The sequence below is a fragment of the Bacillus sp. JK62 genome (assembly GCF_053663455.1).
This window is the reverse complement of sequence record NZ_JBSJQA010000006.1, coordinates 419,263-432,703: the sequence shown is the minus strand read 5'-3', so window position 1 is coordinate 432,703 and position 13,441 is coordinate 419,263. Positions and strand designations below refer to the sequence as shown.

Below are 13,441 nucleotides of genomic sequence, written 5' to 3'. Positions count from 1 at the left end.
CGTGAAGAACTTCAATAAGCAAATCACTTTATCGCTGAAAAATCCGTTTATTTTACATCATGACGTTTACGGACAAAAAGTCCTTCCGGGATTGGCTTATATTGATATGTTTTATCAGATTTTCAAAGAGCGCGGCTATTCATACGACGGGCTTCAGCTGCGCCATTTATCCATATATCAGCCGCTTATCGCGAAAGAAGACAGCGCCGTCAAGCTTACGGTTGAATGTACGAAGGTAAAAGAAGGGCGCTGGAAACTTACCGCAAAAGGGGCTGAGGTCAGCGGCGGACGAGTCCAGCCGGAAGCACGTATTTACGTCAAAGCGGAAATGCACGAGACGGCACCCGCAGTTTTCAGTGACACGCTTGATCTTGACTCTGTCAAACGCGAGGCGGAACGCACCATCGATTTAAATGAGCTGTATGCACAATGCAGAAGCCAGGAATTGGTTCACAGCGGATATATGAAAGCGGAAGGAGAAGTGTTTGAGGAGCGGGACGGCGTCACCTTTGATGTATCGCTCGGAAAAGACGCGATGGGACAGGCCGGAGGGTTTTTGTTCCATCCGACTCTTCTTGACGGAAGCGGCGTCGGCGCAAACCTATTGATCTCCTCGCTGTTAAATGGGGAAAAGAGGCTGTTTCTGCCTCTTTTCTATGAATCTTTTACAGCTTCCGAACCTTTGCAGGCCGGCTGCATCACGAGAATCAAACGTTCGTCGCTCAGGCAGGAAAAAGAGCTCATTTACATTACACTGGAGTTTTTTAACGCATCCGGCCGGAAAGTAGCCGAGCTGAAAGATTTCACAAGCAAGCTCGTGCGGGATGCCGAGCTGATCAATACAGACCGTAAGCCTGCTGAGAAGTCTCCTGAAAAAGCCGGTTTACCGGAAGTTGCGGCATCGCTTGAAGGCGGACACCCGCATGAGGAAGCAGAACGGTATGTCATGAATCTGATGGCGGAAAAAATCGGCAAGCCGCTTGAACAGATTGATTCTCAAGTCGGCTACTATGAAATGGGGCTGACATCGTCCGGACTGCTTGACGTCGTCGAAACGATAAGCGAAAAAATCGGCGAAACCCTTTCTCCGACTTTGCTGTTTGAATATACGACGGCAGCAGAGCTGGCGGCTTTCCTGACAGAGCAGTACGGAAGCCATTTCAGCGCGTCTCCTGCAAAAATAGAGAAGCAGGTTGAGAAGCAAACAGAAAGAAGACGGAAAAGCAGTGTTCCGCAAGATGAAGATATCGCGATTATCGGCATGGCCGGCCGCTATCCGCAGGCCGAAAATATTCATGAATTCTGGGAAAACCTGAAAGAAGGAAAAAACTGTGTCACCGAAATTCCGGAGTCTCGTTGGGACTGGCGCAAATTTGAAAATGTAAAGTCGCCTTCCGGAAAGAGCATTTCAAAATGGGGCGGATTTATTGATGATCCGGATTGCTTTGATCCCCAATTTTTCCGGATTACGCCGCGGGAAGCTGAAACAATGGACCCTCAGGAACGGCTGTTTTTACAAACATGCTGGGAAACGATTGAGGATGCCGGATATACGCCGAAGTCGCTCGCAGAGGCGCGCGGACGGAATAAGAGACAGCGCGTCGGCGTCTTCACAGGGGTGATGCATAAGGATTATACGTTGGTCGGAGCTGAAGCTTCTTCTGAAGATCATGTATTCCCGCTTTCTCTTAATTATGCGCAAATCGCAAACAGAGTTTCATATTTTTGCAATTTTCACGGGCCGAGCATGGCGGTCGATACGGTCTGTTCATCCTCGCTGACTGCGGTTCACCTTGCTGCGGAAAGCATTCGGCGCGGGGAATGTGAATCGGCGGTTGCCGGAGGCGTCAACTTGTCGCTGCATCCGAATAAATATCTGACATACGGTTTATGGGACATGTTTTCAACAGACGGGGTTTGTCATACATTCGGGAAAGACGGAGACGGCTATGTACCGGCTGAAGGAATCGGTGCCGTTTTATTAAAACCGCTGCGAGAGGCGGTAAAAGACGGAGACCGGATTTATGCGGTGATAAAGGGCAGTGCCGTCAACCACGTGGGGACGGTGAGCGGAATTTCCGTGCCGAGTCCTGTCGCGCAGGCCGATTTGATTGAAGAATGTCTGGACAAAGCGGGCATCGATCCGCGCACGGTCAGTTATGTTGAGGCGCACGGGACGGGAACTTCTCTCGGCGACCCGATCGAGGTTCAAGGCCTTGTCAAGGCGTTCCGCCAGTACACACAGGACAAACAGTTCTGTTCGATCGGATCAGTGAAGTCCAATATCGGCCATGCGGAATCGGCGGCGGGCATCAGCGGCTTAAGCAAAGTTGCCCTGCAGCTTCACCATAAAACTCTGGTGCCGTCTCTTCATTCCGAGGAGCTGAATCCGTATTTAGATTTTGAACAATCACCGTTTTACGTCCAGCATCATACCGAAGCATGGCAGCAGCCCTCAGTAAAGGAAAACGGAAATGAGACCGTATATCCCCGGCGTGCGGGCATCAGTTCTTTCGGGGCGACAGGTTCAAACGTGCATCTCATTCTGGAGGAATTTATCCCTGAAGAATCACTCGGAACAAATGCTGAACCGGCAGAAGAACAGACATTCATTTTCCCGGTTTCAGCCCGGAATGAAGAACGGCTAAAAGAGTATGTTGCGAAGCTGTCTGCATTTATTCATCCCGGCCTGCCGCTTGAGGATGCGGCGTATACACTTCAGATCGGCCGTGAACAGATGGAGGAGCGGGTTGCGTTCACCGCTCAGAATATGACACAGCTCAAAGAGCGGCTGGAAGGCTTTCTGGCGGGTAAAACGGTCAGAGGATGCTGGCGGAACCGAGCCGATAAAAGCAATCAGGCAGAGCTTGCTCCGGACTTGATACATAAATGGCTTTCTTCCGGGAGTCTGGAGATGATTGCCGAAAAGTGGGCCGGCGGAGGAACGATGGATTGGAATCTCTTGTACAGTGAAAACAAACCGAATCGGATCAGCCTGCCGACATATCCATTTGAAAAAATCCGGTATTGGGTGCCAAAGGCGGAGAAAAGAGAATCGCTGCCGCAAAACAGGGCAGGCATGCTGCATCCGCTCCTTCATGAAAATGTATCAAACATGTCAGGTGTCCGTTTCCGGTCCTCTTTTAGCGGCGGAGAATTTTTCCTGAAAGATCACGTCGTCAAAAACGAGCGGACGTTACCGGGCGCGGCTTATCTGGAAATGGTCCGGGCGGCCGTTGAACACGCGGCAGAAACGAAGGAAGAAGGAACAGTCCGCCTGAAACATGTCGCATGGATACGTCCGTTTACAGCGGCGGATGAGTCCGCAGAACTGTATCTCCGCCTTTATGACGAAGAAAATGGGGAGATGGGATTCACGGTTTACAGTGAATCGGCTTCCGCGGAACAAGAGCCCGTTCTCTATGCGCAAGGAAGCGCGGCGGTTGTCCGAGCGGGCGAACCGGCCAAAATCGAGATTGACAAATTAAGAGAGTCACGCCGTCTGATGATCACACCCGACGCTTGCTATCAGGCATACAAACAGATGGGGATTGAATACGGGGATGCTCACAAAGCGGTCACGGAAATCTATGCAAAAGACAGCAAAGTGCTCGCAAAGCTCTCACTCCCGTCATCTATTTCTCATACAAAAGATCAGTTTGTCCTTCATCCGAGCCTTTTGGATGCGGCCTTCCACGCGACAATCGGGTTAATGCTTGACAGAGACGGGACTGACATAAGGCCGATGCTGCCGTTTGCTCTCGAACAGATTGATGTGTTGAAAAGCTGTAAAAGCGATATGTGGGTTTCCATTGCGTACAGCGGCGAAAGCAAGCCTGAAGATGCCGTGCAGAAGCTGGATATTGATGTATGTGACGAACAAGGCAATGTATGTGTGAAAATGACTGGTTATTCCGCACGGGAAATTGAAACGGATAAAACAGATACACTATTTTTTGAACACGTATGGGAAGAGAAGACCGCTGTACATGAAAAAGCACCGACTCATTTCAAAGCCCGTCACGTGATGATATCAGACCGGTTTACGGATCAAATGAACAGCATACAGACAGACTTCAGCTGTCATGTGCTCCGTGATCAGCATAAGAGTGAAGACGAACGGTTTGAAGCTTGTGCGCTTCAGGCGTTCGAAGAAGTGAAGAAAATCCTCGCTTCAAATTCCGGCGGGCGCGAGCTCATTCAGATTGTCGTGCCTCAAGAAGCGGATACGCAGCTCCTTTGCGGCTTAACGGGGCTTTTGAAAACAGCGGCGCTTGAAAACCCGAACCTGACCGGCCAGCTGATTGAATTGGAGCCGGACGTCAAGGCAGACACGCTGTCCCGATATGTAAAAGAATGCAGCGCTCATCCTGATGACAAGCATATTCGCTATGAAAACGGCAAGCGCTATACGGCACAATGGCAGGAAACAGGGCTTGAACAGTTCGGCGCCGAAAAGCCGTGGAAGGATAAAGGTGTTTATCTGATCACAGGCGGTGCGGGCGGACTCGGATTTTTATTCGCCAAAGAAATCGCCCGGCATGCAAAAGACGCCGTTCTTATTTTAACGGGGCGTTCTCTGTTGGATAACCGTAAAGAAGTCCAGCTTCAAGAACTGTCCGATCTCGGCGCGCAAGCCGTGTACAAACAAACGGACATGACGGAAAAACAAGAAGTTCAATCGCTCACAGCGGACATCTGCCGGAAGTACGGCGGATTAAACGGTATCATACACAGCGCGGGAACGATAAAAGACAACTATATTCTGAAAAAGCACAAAGATGAAATCCGTGATGTACTGGCGCCGAAAGTCTCCGGGCTGGTTCATCTTGATGAAGCGGCAAAGGACATTGAGCTTGATTTTCTGATTCTTTTCTCTTCCGGAGCCGGAAGCGCCGGAAGCGCGGGCCAGGCTGATTATGCGATGGCCAATGCGTTTATGAACGCCTTCAGTGAAAAAAGAAACCGTAAAAAAGCCCGAAATGAACGCTATGGACACACCCTTTCAATCTGCTGGCCGCTTTGGAAAGACGGCGGCATGACGGTTGACGCTGAAACGGAAGCGATGCTGACAAAAGAAAGCGGCATGGTCCCTATGAAAACAGAAAACGGCATCCATGCTTTGTACCGCGGGTGGGCGGCAAACACATCCCAAATCATGGTGACGGAAGGCTACGCCGCAAAAATCCGGGCGTTTCTGAAAAAATCAGCGGATGATCAGCCGGATAAGGGCAGCGAAACGGAAGAACCGGCAGGTCTTACAGCAGGCGGAGAGAACATGCTTGCAGAAAAAACAGAGCATTTCTTGAAACATGTGCTTTCGGAAGTAACCAAACTTCCTGTCGGCAAAATTGACGCCAAGGCGCCTATGGAAGATTACGGAATTGATTCGATTATGATTATGCATTTGACGGGCCGGCTGGAAAAGAGCTTCGGTTCATTGTCAAAAACATTGTTCTTCGAGTACCAGAATATCGAATCGCTGGCGCAGTATTTTATGAAAGCACACCGGGACACGCTGCTGGAAGTGACCGGGATGAAAACAGAAGAAACCCCCGCAGCCAAACCGGCGCTGTCTGAGAAAGCGAAAGTAAAGCCCGTTTTCAAACGGAATGAAGGCAAAAAAGGCTTTACGCAAGTCCGCACAGACACGCGGAAAAATCCAGTGACGGAGCGTGAAGATATCGCGATTATCGGTATATCAGGACGATATCCGCAGGCCGAAAATCTTCAGGAATTTTGGAAGAACTTGAGTGAAGGCACTGACTGCATAACCGAAATTCCAAACGATCGCTGGGATCACAGTCTTTATTACGACGCTGATAAAGATAAAGAAGGCAAGACGTACGGAAAATGGGGAGGATTTTTGAAAGACGTGGACAAATTTGATCCGCAATTCTTCTCTATTTCGCCCCGGGATGCAAAATTGATGGACCCGCAGGAGCGGTTATTCCTGCAATGTGTCTACGAAACGATGGAAGATGCCGGTTACACGCACAAAAAGCTCACGGAAACATCGGGTGATTTGCTTGGTGCCAATGTCGGTGTTTACGTAGGCGTCATGTATGAGGAATATCAGCTTTACGGAGCCGAAGAACAGGCGCGCGGAAAATCGCTTGCGCTGACCGGAAATCCGTCATCAATTGCGAACAGGGCTTCCTATGTATTCGGTTTTAACGGTCCGAGCATGGCGCTGGATACGATGTGCTCTTCTTCTTTAACAGCCATTCATCTGGCATGCCAAAGCTTGCGGAACGGGGAATGCGAGACAGCATTTGCCGGGGGCGTCAATGTATCCGTTCATCCGAATAAATATTTGATGCTCGGCCAGAACAGATTTTTATCAAGCAAAGGCAGATGTGAAAGTTTCGGTGAAGGCGGGGACGGTTATGTGCCCGGTGAAGGAGTGGGAGCCGTGCTCCTTAAGCCGCTTTCTAAAGCGAAAGCGGACGGTGATCATATTTACGGCCTGATCAAAGGAACGGCCGTAAACCATGATGGAAAAACAAACGGGTATTCCGTACCGAACCCGAACGCCCAAGCCGCGGTGATCAAACAGGCGTTAAAAGACGCGGGAACCGATCCGAGGGCGGTCAGCTACATTGAAGCCCACGGCACCGGGACTTCACTCGGTGATCCGATTGAAATCACGGGTCTGACAAAAGCCTTTTCAGAACAAACACAAGATAAACAGTTTTGTGCCATCGGCTCAGCGAAATCCAATATCGGGCACTGTGAAAGCGCGGCGGGCATCGCGGGTCTGACGAAGGTGCTCCTGCAAATGAAACATAAGAAGCTCGCACCGTCACTGCATTCCCGGACGCTTAACCCGAATATTGATTTTCTCGCTACGCCGTTCAAAGTGCAGCAGACGCTTGAAGAGTGGAAAAGACCGGTCATAAATGAAAACGGAGTAAATAAAGAACTGCCGAGAACCGCGGGGCTTTCCTCATTTGGAGCCGGCGGTGTCAACGCTCATATCATCATCGAAGAATATACCGCTGATGAGGATAAGGAGATGGCTTTTGCCGCACCTCATCCGTCGATGATCGTCCTTTCCGCGAAAAGTGAGCAACGGCTTCAAAAACGGGCGGAACGTCTTCTTGATGCGCTGCGGAGCGGGCGTTACCGGGAAGCGGATCTGAGCCGGATCGCATATACGCTTCAAATCGGACGTGAACCGATGGAAGAGCGTCTCGGAATGATTGTCAGCAATTTGCGCGAGCTTGAAGAAAAGCTTGACGAATTTACGGGCGGCAAGGAGTCAATTGAACGGCTCTACCGCGGACAAGTCAAACAGAATAAAGACACGATGGCGCTGTTTGCGGCTGATGAGGACATGGAAAAAACCATTGAGGCATGGCTTGAAAAAGGCAAAGCCGCAAAGGTATTAGAGCTTTGGGTGAAGGGCCTTCCGCTGAATTGGGATAAGCTGTATCAAATGGGCAGACCGCAAAAAATCAGTCTCCCGGCCTACCCGTTTGCAAAAGACCGTTATTGGATCGACACATCAGCTGATACAGCTGTCAAAAGACCGGCCGAAACACAGTCTGCGCCGATCGCACCGGCGGCCGTCCCGGAACCGGTCATTGAAGTAACAACTCTTCACGAGGAGACTGCCAAAGAAAAACCGTCAAACATTTCATTGCAGCCTTTGAGCGGCGCGACACCGAAAAGAACCGTACAGTCTGCTTCCCGTCCGGCGGTTTCCGCTGAAAAAGTAAGTGCCGAATTAACGGAAAGGTTGGCGGACGTTTTATATATGGATGCCGACGATATCGACGCAGATGACACATTTATTGATATCGGCATGGATTCAATCACCGGTCTTGAATGGATAAAGGCCGTTAATAAAGCGTACGGCACGTCCCTTACAGTGACGAAGGTATATGATTATCCGACAATCCGCCAGTTTGCGGCCTTCTTGCAAAAAGAGCTCGGGACAGAACCGATCCTTGAGGAAGCAGCCGAACCGCAGAAAACAGAGGCCGTAAAAAAACCGTCAAACATACTGCTGCAGCCTTTAAACGCTCATAAGCAGCATGTGATACAAGCAGAAGCGGATATTCTGGAGGCGATGTCTGAAACAGCAGCTTCCGCCGAACCGGAAGAACCGATTGAAGCGGTGCATGACGAGTTATCAAAAGCACTGGCTGATGTATTGTACATGGAGCGGCATGAAGTGGATATTGATGAGGCCTTTATTGACCTCGGTATGGATTCGATTACCGGTCTTGAATGGATAAAGGCCGTCAATAAACGGTATGGCACGGACTGTAATGTAACGAAAGTGTATGATTATCCGACAATCCGTCAATTTGCCGATTTTCTGCGCACGCAGCCGTCCGTCCGCGGAAGAAAAAAACAGGCGGTTCCCGTACGTCCAAAGCCGCTTACGCAGCAAGCCGCCCCGCAGGAGAAAACACCTGCCGAGCCGGAGAGATTAACGGTTCAAAAGGAACCTGAACCGGTGCAGGCCAAACGGGAGCCTAAAGACGAGATAGCGGACGCGATAGCCATCGTCGGCATGTCGGGCAAGTACCCGGATGCGCCGGACCTAAAGACATATTGGGACAACTTAGCCCGTGCGAAAAACGCCATTCGCGACATCCCGCTTTCCCGCTGGGATGTAAACAAATACTATGATCCGGCCTTAAACAAGAAGGGCAAAGTATACTGCAGATCAATCGGTATGCTTGACGGCATTGAAGAGTTTGATCCGCTGTTCTTTAATATATCTCCGTCTGAAGCGGAACTTATGGACCCGCAGCACCGGATATTTTTACAGGAAGGTTTTAAAGCCTTTGAAGATGCGGGTTACAGCTCAAAAGAATTAAACGGAAAAAATTGCGGCGTTTATTTGGGGATTATGAACAATGAATACGGCATGATGTTAAACAAACATCAGACAGGAGGAAGCGCGACGGGCAACAGTTTCAGCATCGCGGCGGCCCGCCTGCCTTATTATCTCAATTTGAAAGGGCCTGCCATTCCGATTGATACGGCATGCTCTTCATCTCTTGTCGGGACTCATTTGGCGCGTCAGGCGCTGTTGAATCATGAAATTGACATGGCCCTTGTCGGCGGCGTCACCTTGTATTTAACGCCTGAATCATACATCAGCATGTGTGAAGCAGGAATGCTGTCTCCTGACGGCCAATGTAAAGCATTTGATAACAGTGCGAACGGATTTGTGCCTGGCGAAGGCGCGGGGGCGCTCGTTTTGAAGAGGCTGAAAGATGCGGAAGCCGATCAAGACCATATTTACGGAGTCATTATCGGATCAGGAATTAACCAGGACGGAAAAACCAACGGCATTACCGCACCAAGCGCGAAAAGCCAAATGGAATTAGAGCGTCAAGTGTATGAAGCGCACAACATCCACCCTGAGAGCATCACCTATGCGGAAATGCACGGCACCGGCACAAAGCAGGGGGACCCGATTGAATTAGAAGCCTTATCTTCTGTATTCAAGGAAAAAACGGACCGCAAACAATTTTGCGCCATCGGTTCGGTTAAATCGAATATCGGGCATACGTCGGCGGCGGCAGGTGTAGCAAGCGTCCAGAAGGTTTTGCTGTCGATGAAACATCAGCAGCTTGTGCCGACCCTTCATTTCAGCACGCCGAATGAACATTTTGATTTCGATGACTCGCCTTTATTTGTCAATACCGAACTCAAACCTTGGGAAACAGGCGGAGCACCGCGGCGGGCCTGTGTCAGCTCATTCGGCTACAGCGGCACAAACGCTCATCTCGTTATCGAAGAGTATCGGCCGAAAGACCGAGGAAGCCGTAAGTCTGATGAGACAAACATTTTTGTGCTGTCGGCGAAAAAAGCGCCGCAGGTAAAAACCTATGCCGAGTCTGTGATCGAATTTGCAAAAGCCAATCAGAATATCAATCTTTCAGATATGGCATACACGCTTCAGACCGGGCGTGATGCGATGGATTACCGTCTTGCGGTTACAGCCGGTTCGAGAGAAGAACTGATCAGCCGTTTAACCGATTTTGTAAACGGAAATACGGGTGAAGGGATATATGAAGCCCACATCAAAACGGCAAAAAAAGAAATCAAAGCATTTGAAACGGACGATGATCTGAAGCAGCTTGTCAGGTCGTGGTTCGATAAGAAAAAATACGTCAAAATAGCGGAATTGTGGGCCAAAGGGCTTCAGATGGACTGGGACAGACTCTATCAAGGCGAAAAACCCCGCAGAATCAGTCTGCCGGCTTACCCGTTTGCGAAGGAGCCTTACTGGCTGCCTGAATCGAAAGCCGTACCGCAGGAAACAGAAGACCGGCGCGAGGCTGTGCTTTTAGAAAAGCAATGGGTTCCGAGTGAGATCGATTCGGCCGGTGAGAAAAGCGGCAGGACGGTCATGATTCTGGCTGATGCAAGGACAGCGGGGCTTGCCGAAGAGACTGCAAAGCATTTCGCTGACTCGTTCATTTTCCCGGTCGATTCCGCTGACACTGCAGCTAGCGATTGGAATCACATAGATGGCGCAATCGATCTGACGGGATGCGGAGACGAAGACCTTTCACTGGAAGGGATCAGCCGGCTCCAGACTCTGATTGATACAAGCCGCCGGCAAGCGCGGCCGCTGACGCTGCTATATGTAACAAAAGGCTTGGAGCCATTTCAGCAGAAAACGATTCATCTTGCAGGAGCGGCAAAAAGCGGCCTGTACAGAATGCTTCAAAATGAGTATCAAAACGTGACGTCCAAACACATGGATGCCGATACAGATACGGATCAGCAGACGCTTGCCAAACAGATTGCAGATGAATTTTCGGCGGACAGCACAGAACCGGAAGTCTGCCGCCGAAACGGACAGAGATACCGTGCTTTATTCAGGGAGATTCCAAGCGGGAAGCGAGCAGAACATAAGCCCGCACCGTTTCCTGAAGACCATGTGCTTTTCATTACCGGAGGGACGAGGGGACTGGGTCTCTTATGCGCCCGCCATTTCACAGAAAAACACGGCGTGAAAAAAGTAGTGCTGACAGGCAGGGAGCCGATTCCTCCCCGTCATGAACGGTCAGCCGTTAATACGAAGCTGAAAGAGAAGATACGGGCGATTGAAGAGCTTGAAGCAAAAGGAGTGCAAGTGGCGGTGATCAGTCTGAAATTGTCTGATCATGATGCGGCGGCAGCGGAAATTGAAACGATTCGGCGCACGATGGGACCGATCGGCGGCGTCATTCACTGTGCGGGATCGGTTAATTCAGTAAATCCGGCGTTTATCAGAAAGACTGCCGACGATATACAAGAAGTGCTGGAACCGAAAGTCGCCGGGCTTCAAACATTAAGCAGCCTTTTCACAAATGATCCTTTGCAATTTTTTGTCTTATTTTCTTCAGTATCTGCAGTCGTTCCGGCGCTCGCGGCGGGACAGTCGGATTATGCGATGGCAAATGCGTACATGGATTATTTCGCGGCGGCTCATCAGTATCAATATCCGTTAGTCAGCATTCAATGGCCGAACTGGAAGGAAACCGGATTGGGTGAAGTCCGCACAGAAAACCTGAAGCAGACCGGGCTGCTGGGACTGTCCAACGCGGAAGGACTTGACTTGCTGGACCGCATTTTATCTGAAAACATCCGCCCGTCCGTTCTGCCGGCTATCGTTGATCGGAGCGAATGGCATCCTGACAGGCTGCTCTGTCAAGAGAAAAAACAAAAAGAGACTGAAGCCGTAATAAACGGCAAAGCCGCGGAAAAACATTCAGACAGAGAACTGCTTCTTGATACGAAGGCGTGGCTTGTGAAACTGTTTTCCGATGAGCTGAAAATCGCTCCGGAAGAACTGGAAACAGACGAACCGTTTCAGGATTACGGGGTTGATTCGATCATTTTAGCGCAGCTTTTACAGCAAATGAATCATGCGCTCAAAGAGGACTTAGATCCGTCTGTTTTATATGAACACCCGACGATTGACGCGTTTGCCGAATGGCTTGTATCCAATGGTCAACAGCTGCTTGCAGAAAGGGAGGAACCTGATACAGAAATGTTGGTTCCGGCTGCCGTACAAACGGTTCACACTGAGCAAAAGCGTGCTGCTGTAACTGAAGACATTGCCGTCGTCGGAATGAGCTGCCGTTTTCCGGGAGCGGAATCGTTAGAACAATATTGGGATTTGCTGAGAAGCGGCAGGTCCGCAATCGGCTCCGTCCCGGCGGAACGTTTCGGATATGCAAATCAATACGTTGCGGGATTGATTGACAATATGGATCACTTTGATTCCGAATTCTTTTTCATTCCGGAAAACGACGCGAAAGCGATGGACCCTCAGGCGTTGGCGGTGCTGGAAGAGAGCTTGAAACTTTGGTGCCATGCCGGCTATACCCGTGAAGAAATCAAGGGCATAGAAGCCGGTGTGTATATCGGAGGCCGCAGCCAGCATCAGCCTGATCCTGAAAGTCTTGCGAATACCCGCAACCCGATTGTTGCGGGCGGGCAGAATTATTTAGCGGCAAACGTTTCGCAATTTTTTGATCTGCGCGGGCCGAGTATCGTACTTGATACGGCTTGTTCATCGGCTTTGACAGGAATGAACATGGCCGTTCAGGCACTGAGAAGCGGCGATATCAAAGCGGCGGTAGTTGGCGGCGTCAGCCTGCTGAACACGGATGCGGCGCACCGGATGTTCCAAGAGCGCGGGCTGTTAAACGAAAAACCGGCATTTCACGTATTTGACAAGCGTTCCGGCGGAGTGGTCCTCGGTGAAGGCGTCGGCATGGTGCTGTTAAAAACAGTAAGACAGGCGCAAAAAGACGGCGACACGATACACGCGGTCATTAAGGCTGCCGCCATGAACAATGACGGCAGAACGGCAGGCCCGTCAGCCCCGAATATGCAGGCGCAAAAAGATGTCATGCAAAGCGCGCTTTTCAAAAGCGGCAAAAAGCCGGAAGACATCAGTTATATCGAAACAAACGGATCGGGTTCCGCGGTGACTGATTTGCTTGAGCTGAAGGCGATTCAATCCGTATACCGCTCAGGTCAGCATGTTCCGCTCGGCATCGGGTCAATCAAGCCGAACATCGGGCATCCGCTTTGCGCAGAAGGCATTGCAAGCTTCATTAAAGTCGTATTAATGCTGAAGCATAAACAAACGGTTCCGTTTCTCTCAGGAGACGAACCGATGCCGCATTTTGATATAACAAAGACAGATTTTCACTTTCATAAAACAGCCGGCGAATGGGATGCAGCCAGACCGTCAGCAGCCATCAACTGCTTTGCCGACGGCGGAACGAACGCCCACGTCATTCTGGAAGCTTGGGAAGAAAAAGATACCCGAATGAAAAGAAAGCCGCTGCCGGTACCGTCATTAAGACGTAAGGCTCTGGTAAAAGAACCTGACGTACGAGCGGAGAAACAAGAGCTTCCTGCGAAAAAAATGTTTTGGAAAGCATTTAAATAAGAGAGGAGTGGG

Annotated in this window: 1 protein-coding gene; it reads left to right on the top strand. The window is 50.3% G+C overall.

The genetic code is table 11. The features are described 5' to 3' along the window. The first annotated feature begins 1 nt into the window (after position 1). Positions 2 to 13,429: an SDR family NAD(P)-dependent oxidoreductase gene (locus ACWJJ4_RS15510; protein ID WP_454021794.1), complete on the top strand. Its 13,428-nt coding sequence runs from the start codon at positions 2 to 4 to the stop codon at positions 13,427 to 13,429. Positions 13,430 to 13,441: the final 12 nt, after the last annotated feature.